This window comes from Sphingobacterium faecale (genome assembly GCF_016746095.1).
GTDB classification, from domain to species: domain Bacteria; phylum Bacteroidota; class Bacteroidia; order Sphingobacteriales; family Sphingobacteriaceae; genus Sphingobacterium; species Sphingobacterium faecale.
The window spans coordinates 42,651-56,895 of sequence record NZ_JAERTY010000010.1; the positions used below are offsets into that span (position 1 = coordinate 42,651).

12 protein-coding genes are annotated in these 14,245 nt (G+C 38.6%); 7 read left to right on the forward strand and 5 right to left on the reverse strand.

What is annotated here, in order from left to right; translation table 11 throughout:
• Positions 1 to 4: 4 nt before the first annotated feature.
• From JKG61_RS17660 to JKG61_RS17675, 4 genes are all read right to left on the reverse strand, one after another.
• Positions 5 to 1,432: a RagB/SusD family nutrient uptake outer membrane protein gene (locus JKG61_RS17660; protein ID WP_202104282.1), complete on the reverse strand. Its 1,428-nt coding sequence runs from the start codon at positions 1,430 to 1,432 to the stop codon at positions 5 to 7.
• 11 nt (positions 1,433 to 1,443) lie between these two features.
• Positions 1,444 to 4,845: a SusC/RagA family TonB-linked outer membrane protein gene (locus JKG61_RS17665; RefSeq protein WP_202104283.1), complete on the reverse strand. Its 3,402-nt coding sequence runs from the start codon at positions 4,843 to 4,845 to the stop codon at positions 1,444 to 1,446.
• A 185-nt stretch (positions 4,846 to 5,030) separates the two neighbouring features.
• Positions 5,031 to 6,203: a FecR domain-containing protein gene (locus JKG61_RS17670; protein WP_202104284.1), complete on the reverse strand. Its 1,173-nt coding sequence runs from the start codon at positions 6,201 to 6,203 to the stop codon at positions 5,031 to 5,033.
• Positions 6,204 to 6,285: 82 nt separating this feature from the next.
• Positions 6,286 to 6,879, reverse strand: a complete 594-nt coding sequence (locus JKG61_RS17675) for an RNA polymerase sigma factor (RefSeq protein WP_202104285.1) — start codon at positions 6,877 to 6,879, stop codon at positions 6,286 to 6,288.
• Positions 6,880 to 7,198: 319 nt separating this feature from the next.
• Between JKG61_RS17675 and JKG61_RS17680 the strand changes: the two genes are divergently transcribed.
• The 3 genes from JKG61_RS17680 (at position 7,199) to JKG61_RS17690 (ending at position 9,396) form a co-directional block, all read left to right on the forward strand.
• Positions 7,199 to 7,978, forward strand: coding sequence for a TatD family hydrolase (locus tag JKG61_RS17680; RefSeq protein WP_202104286.1), 780 nt, complete (start codon positions 7,199 to 7,201; stop codon positions 7,976 to 7,978).
• Positions 7,979 to 7,984: 6 nt separating this feature from the next.
• A complete protein-coding gene (locus tag JKG61_RS17685; protein WP_202104287.1) occupies positions 7,985 to 9,001 on the forward strand; it encodes an asparaginase in 1,017 nt (338 codons plus the stop codon).
• A gap of 68 nt (positions 9,002 to 9,069) precedes the next feature.
• Entirely contained in the window at positions 9,070 to 9,396 is a 327-nt protein-coding gene (locus tag JKG61_RS17690; RefSeq protein WP_202104288.1) for a c-type cytochrome, read from the forward strand.
• Positions 9,397 to 9,445: 49 nt separating this feature from the next.
• Here the strand turns inward: JKG61_RS17690 and JKG61_RS17695 are convergent, their stop codons facing one another.
• Entirely contained in the window at positions 9,446 to 10,105 is a 660-nt protein-coding gene (locus tag JKG61_RS17695) for a helix-turn-helix domain-containing protein (RefSeq protein WP_202104289.1), read from the reverse strand.
• Positions 10,106 to 10,287: 182 nt separating this feature from the next.
• On the opposite strand from JKG61_RS17695, the gene JKG61_RS17700 reads away from it, so the two are divergent.
• The 4 genes from JKG61_RS17700 (at position 10,288) to JKG61_RS17715 (ending at position 14,223) form a co-directional block, all read left to right on the forward strand.
• On the forward strand, positions 10,288 to 10,677 hold the full coding sequence (locus JKG61_RS17700; protein ID WP_202104290.1) for a type III secretion system chaperone family protein: 390 nt from the start codon (positions 10,288 to 10,290) through the stop codon (positions 10,675 to 10,677).
• A gap of 8 nt (positions 10,678 to 10,685) precedes the next feature.
• Positions 10,686 to 11,384, forward strand: coding sequence for a PspA/IM30 family protein (locus JKG61_RS17705; RefSeq protein ID WP_202104291.1), 699 nt, complete (start codon positions 10,686 to 10,688; stop codon positions 11,382 to 11,384).
• A gap of 12 nt (positions 11,385 to 11,396) precedes the next feature.
• On the forward strand, positions 11,397 to 12,080 hold the full coding sequence (locus tag JKG61_RS17710) for an OB-fold-containig protein (protein ID WP_202104292.1): 684 nt from the start codon (positions 11,397 to 11,399) through the stop codon (positions 12,078 to 12,080).
• 127 nt (positions 12,081 to 12,207) lie between these two features.
• Positions 12,208 to 14,223, forward strand: coding sequence for a flotillin family protein (locus JKG61_RS17715; RefSeq protein WP_237249534.1), 2,016 nt, complete (start codon positions 12,208 to 12,210; stop codon positions 14,221 to 14,223).
• Positions 14,224 to 14,245 lie beyond the last annotated feature (22 nt).

Below are 14,245 nucleotides of genomic sequence, written 5' to 3' on the forward strand. Positions count from 1 at the left end.
TAGGTTAGTTTAAAGTTGTACCTTCTATTTTCGGAAGAGGGGGCAAATAATTTACTACGGCCTCTACAGGAACAAATACAATATCTTCCTCGGCTGCGTCAAAACGCTTATAAGCATAGAAAGCCTGTCCTTCTCCATAAAACTCTTTTCTATATTCCTTGATCAGGAGCTTCTTCTTCTGAAGCGCATCGTTCGGCAGATAGGCTTCATCTAATCCTCTAGCTTTTTGAAATTCTCGCCATAAGGATTCTGCTTCAGATTGTCCAGCAGTTTCCACGGCGATAAGATACATCTCACTTATTCTCAGCAACGGTATTTGTTTAAAGTCCTTTAACAAGCCTCCATCAGTAGGGCTGTAATATTTCTTAAAAACATAATCTGACTGATAGTTTGACTTCGTCTCCACCCAAAGTCTCAATTCCCTAATATCCAAACCAGTAGACCCATACAACTGGTTTTTAACAACTACTTCATCTCTACCTTTTATCAAGGAATTACTTCGATATTTAGAGTATAATTCAAAATCATATAATCCAAATATATGTTCACATGTAAGTACATTATCTTCATTGTTAAAATCGGTTGATTCGCCTAGTCTAAACTTTTTACCGCCTCCTAAATTTTCAGTTATTATCAAGGACTTAGCTGCATCATAAGCGTTCTGTGGTTGGTTAAACCATAAATACGCTCGTGCCTGCAGTGCTTTCACTGCATAATAATTCATGCGCAAGTACCGATATTTCATAAACTCATCTTCCGACTTGAAATTTCCGTTTTTAAAATCAAGAAGACTGTATGAGCGAATAGGGTCAACCCCTTTCAAAAGAACTTCGGCTTCCTGTAAATCTTTCAATAAAAGAGTACTAAAAGAATTGAAATCGAGCGGAGGAGAGGGCACTTTAGATAAAGTTATAATGTAAGAAAGTTTATTACCAACTTGACTATTGGCTGGCATTGGCCCAAACAATCGTAGCAAATCGAGATGTATATATGCCCGTAGCGCTAAACATTCTCCTTTAATAATTTCATAAATACCTGGTGCAAAAACAGCCTTTCTTTCATCGATTTTATCCAGGATCGCATTGATATTCGCTATCGTCTGATATTGATATCCAAATATATTGGACAAAATAGGCTCGACCTGCTGATGCCCATAATTAAACAGGCCCAACTGGCCTGCTGGGCTAGTAGAGACCGCATCCCAACTCGACACCAAGTCTTCTATAGCACCTGTACTCAGCGCTTTACCATACGATGAAGCATCAATTAACCTGATATAGACTCCCGCCATGGCATCTTTGAAGCCACTTTCGCTAGCAAACAGCTCATCTCTCGCGACATCAGTCTTCGGGTTAACCGTCAAAAATTTTTCGCATGACAGACTAATACCTATGATCAAGACCGCAATTATAACATGTATTATCTTTTTCATTTCTTTAACGTTTAAAATGTAACTTGCAGCCCCAATGAAAACTGTTTAGAAAATGGGTAATCTAAGCCCCGCTCTTGTTTAATGGAAGAAATCCGAAAAGGTTCTGCAACATTGGCCGTGATTTGTAAATATTCCATCTTCAACTTTCTTTTCAAGGCTTCCCCTCTTAACACATACTGTAGATTTATATTCTGACAGACCAGTGTTTTTTCATCCTGAACAAACCGCGACGATTTATAGGTTGTCCCCCCAACCATCAGGCCTTTAAAAAAGGACACATCTCCCGGCTTTTGCCAACGTTCCTCATATACTCTACGATCCACGTTATACTTATAATCCGCATTTTCAACCATATTTATCAAAGTCTGATTATATTGCTGCCCACCAAATCGATAACCAAAAGAAGCATTTAATGAGATATTCCGATAACTAACCAGAGTGCTAAAGTTCCCCTGCACTTTAGGTTCGGAGTTCCCCATAACCCTCAGATCGTTACCACTCCATACATAAGTTGTTTTATCATTTCTGTCCAGATATACTTCTTTTCCATTACTCGGATCAATTCCTAAAGAAGGAACTACCCATATTGCATTCGTCGAGAACCCTTCATAGTACAATGGGGATGGTGCAGCACTGCTCTCCATCTGCCTATTCCTTTGTGCGTCTTTAAGTGCATCAGAAATATTTAAAATTTTGTTTCTATTGTGTGAAAATGCAGCTGTAACACTCCAATACCAACCGTTCGAAGGCTGTTGAACTAAAATTCCTGTAGTTCTGAATTCAATGCCCGTATTTCTCATACGACCGATATTCTCGACATAGCTTGTGAACCCATTGGATGCAGGTAATGAAATAGACGATACTAAGTCTCTTGTTGTAGATAAATAATAATCGGCGGTAACCCGAAAACGTCCTTCTATGAATTCAGCATCGAATCCCACATCATGTTTTAAGGACTGTTGCCATTTTAAGTCTTCGTTGCCTATCCCCAGTAAGTATGCCCCTATGAGATTATGATACCTTTTGTCCGTATAATACCGGTAGGTAGAGAGCGCTTGGTAAGCATTAAAGCTCTGTGAACCCGTGATCCCCGTGGACCCTCTCAATTTCAGTCTGTTGACAAAAGTCTGATCTTTCATAAAATCCTCATTATGAATATTCCATCCTAAACCTGCAGACCAAAATGGCGCAATTCTGTTATTTACCCCAAACTGAGATGAACCGTCGAATCTGACGGAGATATCTGTGAAATATCTATCGTCATAGCTGTAGTTTACGTTCCCGGTCAGCGCTACTGCATTGACCAAACTTTCGTCTCCTGATGGTTTCTGATCTTTAGCATATTGTAAGGCCATGGAGATAAAGTCAAAATTGGGGTTGGTAAATCCTTCAGCCAAGAAACCATATCTTGAATTTCTATCCTGTCGGACACCGAAATCTACCCCACTGAACAGGATATGCTTTTCTTTAAAGACCCTAGAGAACTGTACATTCAAGGCACCGTCATATTTAAATCCGTTACCAATACGATAGTTGTAATCCCCCCTTCTAAACAAATCACTCTCTGCGTAATTTGCAAATGCGGTATGATCCGCGGGTCTAAATTTGTCCCCCTGTTCTGTGAGCTTTGTCAGTCCTAGCTGCGCACGAACTGTTAATCCCGTAAAAACAGACCATTCCAAAGATGTATTATTCGTTACTTCGGACAGTTTGGATTTGTCGAAACCATTTAGTGTAGCATTATACATGGGATTGCCAGGAAGTCTGGGCCATAGAATCTGTGTGTAATCATCACTTTTAGGAGCTCCTAATAACTTCAATACATTTCCATCTGAATCATAAGGATTCCAATAGGGGTTCATTTTGACATAATCCCGAAAAGCACCGTACTTTGATTCGGCAGATCGGCCCTCACTAATAATAACCTGATTACTCAGACGAAAATTCTTCAATGAATAAGCAAGATTCACGGTGCCATTAAAGGTATTTCTGGCTGATCCTTTCATCACTCCCTCAATATTGTTGAACTGTACTGAAGCGCTATAACGAAATATGGGAACTCCCCCTGACAAGCTAAGGTTGTGCCGTTGCCCTACCCCAGTGCGAAGTGGTATAGACAACCAATCCGTATTAACCCCCGAGTTGATATCATTTAAAATAGAATTATAATAATTTTTAAGTCCGAGATCATATTGAATAATTCCACTGTTGTATAAACCTGCTTTACGCTCTAGCTCTAGTTTTTCCCTTGCGTCAAGAAGTCGATAACCACTAAGATCTGCAACCTCCAGATTGAGGTCCGTAGCATAACTTATCCGCAATGCCCCAGGCTTCGGGAGTTTGGTCGTAATAACAATAACACCATTCGAGCCCCGAGACCCGTAAATAGAAGTAGCAGATGCATCTTTCAAAATAGTAACAGATTCCACTTCGTTGATATTGATATCCAGCATTTTTTGCAACGAGGATTGAAAACCGTCTAAAATGATTAATGGTGTATTTAAGCCCACAATATCGTCTAGGTTATTTATATTAGGCAGACTCGAATTTCCCCGGATCTGTATGTCAGGAAGCATGTTCGGGTTAGAGCCCATATTGTTATTTTCAATAATACGGAAAGATGGATCTATATTACTTAAAGAAACGATCATGTTTCTATTTCCGAATGATTTAAGTTCTTCTGCACTAACCGTAATAGAAGATCCGGTAAAGCTTTTATCTGCTTTCTTAAAGATCCCTGTGCTTATCACTAATTCATCCATCTTATTGTCAATCACCTCCAGGATAATATTGACATTTGTTGCATAAGACTTTACGGGTATTTCCAAACTCTTAAACCCAATATAGGAGACCACTAAAGTCACGGGTAATTCCATATCCTTTAATACAAACTCACCATTGCCGTCAGTAACAGTAACGAGTTCTTTTCTTCCTTTTACGGACACGGAAGCACTAACCATGGGTTTGCTGGAGACATCTCTGACCGTTCCTTTAATAACCTTCTGTTGTTCGTCTATCCGATTAGGCCTATCGGCAGTTCCAAGTCCAGCATTGGCCTTATAATGAACGACCACATTCTTATCTACGATCCTATATTCGAGTGGTAAACCTTTAAAACATATAGCTAATGCTTGATTAATATCTTGATCTTTAAAGTTTACATTCAAAAAAATATTCTTAAGATTTCCCTTATAGAAAAAAACATACCCACTTTGCTTCTCAATTTCGGAGAAGACTTTTTCTAATGGAATATTGGTTTTATTCAGGGATATTTGGCCAAAACTTTTTGCACTCACTTGTACGAGTGCCAAAATGGTTAATAACACGGTCAGCTTCATGACTCTCAAAATTTTAGACACGCCCACGGGGAAATCCCATTGAACAGCCCTATCTATCGCCTTTTTTTTATACATTTGATTGTTTGGGTTATCTGGTTAACGATAATTTCATTTGTTTTCTATTGATATCAATAGAATTCGGAACTCAGACATCCGCGCAGGAGTGCTCCACCACTTCTGCGCTTCTTAGTCTTTCGTTCCAGATGGTTATAATTTCTCTATTTCATCATACGCTTTCATTTTTAGGTTATCTTATCCTATTAGTTAGTTTCTTTTTTTGAATAAATGATCATCTTTCTACCTTCCATTTTAAAGTTAACCTTGGAAAAAGAAAGAATATCCAACAGCTCCATTAGCTTGGTATTTCGATAGACCTTTCCATTAAAATGTTCATCCGAAACTTCTCCCTTATATTCAACTTCAATATCATACCAACGCTCTATTTGTTTCATAACCGCTTTGAGAGGTACATCGTCGAAGATAAAAAATCCATTTTTCCACGCCATTGCCTCTTCAACATTAACAGATTTGAACAATGTGAGTCTATTCTCGTCAAGCGTAGATTGGTAACCTGGTTGAAGTATCATTGAACTTTCTTCAATCTTACCACCCATCAAAGATTTTACCTTAACCCGTCCCTCTACCAAAGTTGTCGTTGTTTTTAAATCTTCTGAATAAGCAGCTACATTAAATTTTGTACCTAAAACTTCTATTACTTGCTGCTGACTTTTCACAATAAAGGGCTTTTTATAGGAACCACTCTTAACTTCTTTTATTTCAAAATAAGCTTCTCCGTCTAGCTCAACGGACCTTTGATCGACCGCAAACTCGGCAGGATATCGCAATGAAGATTCTGCATTAAGCCAAACAAGACTACCATCAGGTAAAGCGACTTTATAGGTTCCTCCTTTGGGAGTTGTTAAGACATAGATAGGCATTTCCTTCGGGTCGATTCCAACTATCGGTTCAAGTCCTTCTACAGACGAGCCATCTGCATACAACACAGCTTTGCCGGTTTGAACTCCATATTGATTAGATTTAAGATTGACACGGGAGCCACCCTCAATCTCCAATGTAGCATAATAACCACCAGGCTGAATGGATACCGTAGCAATGGAAATATTTTCTCTAGTTTTAAACGCAATCTTCCATATTGAAAAGACAACTCCCATTATCAATAAAGCGGCAACATAGGGTATCCAGTTTTTCCAATGCGCATACATGGATTTAGAATCTACAGATAATTCCGGTATATTTTCGCCAAGACGTAAGCGTAAATCATTACGGACGCTGTCTTTGTTTTCCTCCTGGACAGCAGCGTCATTATCTATAGTGGCGTACCAATGCTCAAGCGCCTGTCTTTCCTCTTCGGTAACTTGGTTATTATTATATCGAGCAATTAATTCTCGCAGTTCTTCTTGGTTAGTCATCATACATTATTATACTGCTGTACAGAGCAGCCTTTATTAGTATATACGATAACAGACGGTAAGGTACTATAAGAAATAAAAAAAATTAATTTGATTGGTAGAGGAGCAGAAGATTGCCAGTTATAATCATCAACATGCCATACTTTGTAATTCGCTGTCTTAGCCTTTCGTTAGCATTATACAGTTGATTTTTAACAGTTTGCTCAGAAAGACCAAGTTCTTCAGCTATTCTTTTGACCGTGTATCCTTCTTTACTTTTAAGTTGATAGATCAGCTGCATACGCTCTGGCATACGCTGTATCTCTTCATGCACCACCCCTTCAAGCTCCCTGTTCAAAAACTTCTCTTGTGGACTTTCTTCCAGTGCATGCTCTTCCTTAACATAGTTCATGGCATATCTTAACCGTACTTCGTCTTTTTCATACAGCTTAAATATCTGATTACGTAACACGGAATAGAGATATCCCTCGATCTTATCACACAGAGACAGTCTGGGTAAAAAATCCCAAAACGCGATAAATACTTCCTGAACCACGTCTTTTGCGATCTCATTATCATTTACTTTTCGACATGCAACCCTGTAAAGACCTTCCCAATACTTTTCAAAAACGAGATTAAATGCCTCAACAGGAGATTGCTCAACGAGTTGCATCAGCCGCTTAATTTCAGTTTGCCCCATGCCTCTTCTAGATGATTAGTGCTAAAAAACAGGTAAATTTCCTCTAATTAAATACCCCAAAAAGTGTTAGGATTTAACATAATTGTACAACAAATATAGTTTTATTTTCTCTATAACAATAAAGTAGGCCGTCAAGGAATAAAAACATCGAACTGCAAAACAACAGCTTAAACATTGCAGTTAAGTCATCATATCCCGTCACGCTTTATCATTTTTCAAAAAAAAGAATACTTCCTTTTAATTAATCATCTTTTTACAGCTTAGATTAGTCTTATTATTAACAATTTGCTATTTTTGAGCAATTCAAATTAAGCTGATCATGCAATCACCCTATACCCTAACCGATACGCATACGCATTTTTACTATAATATACACACTGAAAAGATAGTGGAACAGATCCGACGATGTCTAGATCACAACATCGAGCGCCTCTTCCTGCCCAATGTCGATAGCGAATCTATAGCAGCGGTGATGGATACGGTAGCCGCCTATCCAGAGCACTGCTTCCCCATGCTAGGCCTACATCCTTGTAGTGTGAAGGAGAACTACAAAGAGGAATTGGCCACAATCGAAAAGGCAATAGCGAAACATAAAATCTACGCTATCGGAGAAATCGGAATAGACCTTTACTGGGACAAAAGTACTTTAGCCTGGCAACAAGATGCATTCCGAACACAGGTAGCTTGGGCGAAGGACCTGGGACTACCGATTGATATCCACTGTCGGGAGGCTTTTGATGAGACATTTGAACTGTTGGACGAGTTGCATGACGATAAGTTATTCGGCATATTCCACTGTTTCACGGGCAACCTGGAACAAGCGCATCGGGCAATCGGTCTTGGCTTTAAGCTAGGAATTGGTGGTGTGGTAACTTTCAAAAAAGCAGGCCTAGATGCTGTCGTCAAACAAATCGATCTCGAACATCTCGTATTGGAGACTGATGCCCCATACCTCGCTCCGGTACCTTTTCGAGGAAAGGAAAATGAAAGCTCCTACTTATATTATATCGCTGAGAAAGTCGCCGACTTACATGAAACTACGTTGGAAGAAGTGGCACGTATAACTACACTAAATTCGAAAACAATTTTTGGTATCTAAATAACTATGAACATATTCATCATATATACTGGAGGAACCATAGGTATGGTTCAGGACGAATCTGGCACATTTGTACCCTTCGACTTCGACCTAATAAAGACCAATCTTCCTGATTTAAGCCGCGTAGACTACAATCTCACCGTACACTCTTTTGATCCCATAATTGATTCTTCCAACATGAACCCTGAGATTTGGCTGAAAATGGCCGAATTGATCCAGGATAACTATGACAAATATGATGGTTTTGTTATTCTCCACGGTTCAGATACGATGGCTTTCAGCGCGTCCATTCTAAGCTTTTTATTAGAAGGCCTACAAAAACCGGTGATCCTTTCCGGTTCCCAACTCCCTATCGGAGAAATACGCACGGATGCTAGAGAAAATATGATGACTGCACTAGAAATCGCATCAACGAAGCATAATGGCGTATCCGTCATACAAGAAGTGTGTATATTATTCGACAACAAACTGTTCCGAGGCAATCGCGCCTTTAAATATAATTCGGCTAAGTTTGAGGCCTTTCGCTCACCCAACTATCCCGTTCTAGTGGAAGCAGGCATACACCTTAAATATAACTTTGAGGCTCTCCTCAATAATACGGATAAAGAACTCGTCTTACATGATAAGCTAGACGATCAGGTAGGAGTACTCAAGTTATTTCCTGGAATCCGTCCCGATACCATCAAGGCTATTTTAGATTCCAATGTACGGTCTATTGTCATGGAAACCTTCGGCTCTGGCAATACCACTACAGATCCTTGGTTTTTGGATTTGTTAGAAGGAGCTATTAAAAACGGTAAAAATATACTCAACATCTCTCAGTGTAAAGTCGGATCTGTAGAACTTGGACGTTATGAAACGAGTCAGGGACTGAAAGCTATTGGTGTATTAAATGGCTATGACATGACCTTTGAAGCCGCAGTAACAAAACTCATGTACTTACAAGGTGAATTTGAAGACCAACAAAGTGTAGCTTATTGGGTGGAAAAAGATATTCGGGGAGAATTAACTATAAATGATTAATCAGTATTTTTTGTTCCAAATAAAACAAAATTTCAAAAACAATTGTTTTCAACAAAAAGAAAGAGAACATGCGAAAAGAAATTATCATCATATTTAGCACTATCGCCATATTATCTATGGTGAGCTGCTTCCCAAAAGCCAGTCAGTTAATCCGTTCACTTCCAGTAGAGAATAAAGAACAGATTTTGGCGCAGTATAATCAGCAACAAATTGCAGAAGGCAATGCTATCTTCAAAAACAGTTGTGGCAGCTGCCACAAACTAAAACAACCAGAAACACAAACAGCGGAAAAATGGAATTCCATAATAAAAAGGATGATTCCAAAAGCTAAGCTTAGCGATGAGGAAGGGAAGTTAGTACGCGCCTATGTAATCGCGAATTCGAAGAACATTTGATAGTTTATCTGCATAAACAGCTGAAGTGCGTTCAGGTATTGAAAAACAACTATATAACACGTTCAAACTTAGCGAACAACTTCCAGAAACCAGCTTTATGCTCTGGCTTGAAGGCAATCTTTCTCCAAGCATTCAACACTAAGTCAATTTGTGTTCCGTTAACAACATACTCCCCAAAAAAAAGATCCTCTCCTTTACAATAGAATCCGTAACTCTGATCCAATGTATGCAGTATCTCAATCTCTACAGATTCAAAAAAAAGAATCGCATGCTCTTCGAAAGGGAAATTAGACGGATTCGGAATTAAAGAACTATTCTCTACGGCGAGCAGCTGCTGTTTGTGATAAACTGGAAAAATAATCTTCGGAAGTATTGACCAATCGTCTGTTGTCTTAGGTTGTTGAAAATACTCCCGTCCAATAAACGGAATAGCATTCAATCCGCTATTCTGATCGACTTTTATGCTATCTTCAAAATGGTCTCCAAAATTCAGAATTTCATTTACAGTTAGTTGTTTTTCTAAAAGTTCAGACACCGGTATGCAAAAATATTTTGCAATATGCAAAACAACTTCAATCTTAGGCTCTGCTCTTAATTCCTCGTAAGACGAGATATTACCCCTCGTAAGATTAAAAAGATCAGCAAAAGCTTGTTGACTAAGCCCCTTAACCTTCCTAAGTTTCTTAATATTAACACCAATTTGACTCATTAGCAGAAAAATTAAATTTTATTTTGCAAAATATTTTTGCATTCATTATCTTTATGCAAATAATATAAGCAAACCTAAATAAATTTATTTACAATTCAGTCACAGGCTGATAATAAAAAATATATTTAGTCGCTCTTAAACATCATCGACAGCTGTTTAAGACATAAACAAAACGAAACATTATGAGTTTTCTAACGATTGAAAAATACATTATACACTCCAACTTCACCATTCTTCACAGAAACGAACAAGAAGGACTTTTCGTAGTGGAGAATGAAGAAGATGGGATACGGAACCTAATAATAGGCGTAAGTTCTCCTATTATCCTATTTGAGCAATATTTATTCACCTTAAAACGAGACAATTTACATATATTCAAATCTCTTTTAATCAAAAACAGAGACATTATACATGGTGCATTCGCTCTAACGGAGGATGGGAATCGGGTTATATTCCGTTATACACTTCAATTACATAGCCTAGATCGACATGAATTTGATGCCGCCATCAACTCGCTTTCGTTATTACTAAGTGAATATTACCAGCAATTAATAGAATTCTCAAAACTATAATCCAGCATATGATGAATATATTTAAAAGACTTTTAAAAATAGGGCAAGCAGAAATTCATGCTATTGTTGATAAAATGGAAAACCCTATTACATTAATAGCACAAGGCCTTAGCGACATGAAGGAAGAGTTGACGAAAATTGAAGAAAACTATATCCGAACCAGAGCGACAGGCATCCGTATTGAAAATATGCTTCGGCAAAAGAAAGAGGCGGCAGATACCTTAGAAAACAAAGCAAGACTTATCTTAGAAAAATCAAAAACAGGAGAAATACCTGCTGATATAGCTAAAAAACTAGCCTTTGATGCTTTAAAAGCAAAAAAAGAACTATTACAAGATACCCAAGAACTTGGCTCACAACTTGACGATAATGCTAAATTTATTGAAGAAATAAACATCCACCTTGAAGTGTTGAAATTTAATATCTCGAAATGGGAAAAAGAATTGACAACTTTAAAGACAAAACAGCAAATCAGTGCAACTTCCATATTAATGAATAAGCAGATGGCAAATATCGAACATAACAGCACGATACAGTTACTGGAGCAAATGAAAGCCAAATCTGAAGATGATGACGCTCTTGCTGCGGCACGTCGTGAATTTGTACAGGACAAACTTAAAACAAGTCAGTTCGCCGAAATTACTCCTGATGAAGAAAGCGTAAAGAACGAACTTGAGAACTTAAAGAAACAATTAGGGCTAGAATAAAACAAAAACAATATGGACGAAGTACTTAACATACTCTTCAACCCCCTTCCCAATGCTATAATGACACTATTAACAGGGTTATCGTTAGTCTATTGGCTCTTTACCCTATTAATGGGAGACGGATTTGATTTTGGAAGCCAATCCGGATTAGAGTTTGAAGGGGCAGACATTCAAGACCTAGATACCCCAGGCGACACCGATAGCAACATAGAGCATGCTGAACCTTCTTTTCTTTCAAAAACTATGGATTATATCAACATCGGTAAAGCTCCGCTAATGGTTCTAGTCACTTTATTCAAATTTATAGGTTGGATAATTACCCTTATAACTTCTATGACTTTCAACCTCTCTTCCTACGGCTGGAAATCAGTTATCATACTCATACCAGTCTTTGTTCTGACCTACTTTTTAATGCATTACGTAACCATTCCCGTTGCGAAACTCTATAAAAATGTAGGTTACTCCGGAGAAGAAGCACATGAGTTTCTGGGTAGGACAGGCAAGATGAAATCGTCCATACAAGGGCAAAGTATCGGTTCTGTAGAAGTCATTATCGACAAAGATGTGATCCGGCTCAACGTACAGAGTGTTGATGGATCTAAAATAGCGTATGGTGATGAAGTTGTCATCATCAACGAAACAGAAGATAAAAAAATTCACCTCGTTCAAAAAACAATCAACTTAAATAGTTTTTAATATTAATCTTATAAATAGCCAGATGACTAGCAACACATTTTTATTTATCGATGGAATCACAGGGATTGTCCTCATCGGTATAGGCGTAATTGTTTTTATAATTTTTGCGTTTTTTGTAGTCCTAAGCATGTTCTACAAAAAAATTGCACAGGGCAAAGCGATTGTCCGCACCGGTGTAGGCGGATCAAAAGTTGCCTTTAATAAAGGAATGTATGTCGTTCCTGTGTTCCATAAAATGGAGATCATGGACATCTCTGTAAAAAAGATAGAGATAGCTCGTATGGAGCATGATGGGCTTATTTGCAAGGACAATATCCGTGCAGACATCAAAGTTGCCTTTTTTGTGCGAGTCAATAAATCAGTAGATGATGTCATCAATGTCGCCCAGAACCTTGGTTGTGACCGTGCCAGCGAACCTGAGACACTAAAAAGTATCTTTGAATCTAAATTTTCAGAAGCTTTAAAAACTGTCGGCAAAAAATTTGACTTCATCGAATTGTATGAGGCTAGACGAGAGTTTAGAGATGAGATTCTGAACATTATCGGCACTGACCTAAATGGATACATCTTAGATGATTGCGCCATTGATTACCTAGAACAAACTGATCTCAAATTTTTAAGTAGAGATAATATTTTAGACTCTGAAGGGATAAAAAAGATTACGGAACTTACGGCAAAACAGAACATGAATGCCAATCTAATCCGTAGGGAAGAAGAAAAAGTAATAAAAAAACAAGATGTAGAAGCACGAGAAGCAATTTTGGAATTAGAACGTCAGCTCTCGGAAAAAGAAGAAAAGCAAAGACGGGAGATTGATAATATTCGCGCTCGTGAAGAAGCGGAAATAGCGAAAGTTCGTGAAGAAGAGCGTCTCAAATCCGAAACAGTACGTATTTCTACGGAAGAGCAATTGGCTATTCAGGAAGAAAATAAACTCCGTCAGATTATTATAGCAGAGAAAAACAAGCTCCGTACAGATGCTGTAGAGACAGAACGTGTTGAAAAAGACCGTGCTTTAGAAGCTACTGAACGCGAGCGTATCGTAACCTTGGCTCAAATAGACAAACAACGTTCTATTGAAACAGAACAAAAAAGTATACAAAACGTCATCAAAGAACGTGTACAACTTGAAAAGGGGGTTATCGAAGAACAACAAGCGGTCAAGGATATCGAAGTGTTCCGTGACGTAGAACGTAAGAAACAGGCTGGAGTTATAGCAGCATCACAAGAAGCAGAAGAGCGCTTGATTGCCACCGTTAAAGCTGCAGAGGCAGCTAAAATTGCGGCGGAACAAGAAGCCGAGAAAAAAGTAATAGATGCAGAAGCATCGCGCAAAATCGCTGAAAAGAAAGCCCTGGAGCTATTAATAGAAGCTGATGCTAAGAAAGAAGCCTCAGCTAGAGAGGCAGAAGCGCGCAAAATTATTGCTGAAGCACAGGCCAAGGAAGAAGCAGCTATAGGTTTGTCCGAGGCGGAAGTAATGGTCGCAAAAGCGGAAGCAGAGGAAATTCAAGGTACTAAGGAAGCCTCTGTTATCGAGATAAAAGCAGAAGCACTACGTAAAGAGGGATTGGCACAGGCTGAAGTAGTGCGAGAAAAAGCGCTTGCTGAAGCCAAAGGAATCGAAGAAAAAGCGGCCGCCATGAAACAGCTGGATGGTGTAGGAAAAGAGCACGAAGAGTTCAAACTTCAGCTTCAAAAAGAACGTGACATTGAATTAGCGCATATCGGCATTCAAAAGGACATTGCTCACGCACAGGCACAAGTCCTATCAGAGGCCTTAAAATCGGCTAAAATAGACATTGTAGGAGGAGAAACACTATTCTTCGAAAACATTGTGAAACAAGTTTCCAACGCTAAAGGCTTTGATCACTTAATCAACAATTCACAACATGCTACAGCTATCAAAAACTCCTTATTATCCCCTGAAGGAAACGGAGATATTGCCGAAAAGATAAGAAACCTAGCCGACAAATACGGAATTTCCTCCAATGACATCAAGAACTTGACGGTTTCTGCAGCACTCATCAAGCTACAACAAGCGGCAACAGCAAAAGAAGATGAAGAAGATACAGGTTTTATCAATTCGCTTTTTGGATTAGCAAGAAATTTGGGCATTTCAAATAAAAAAATCACTTTATAACTCCAATTTTAAATCGACACAA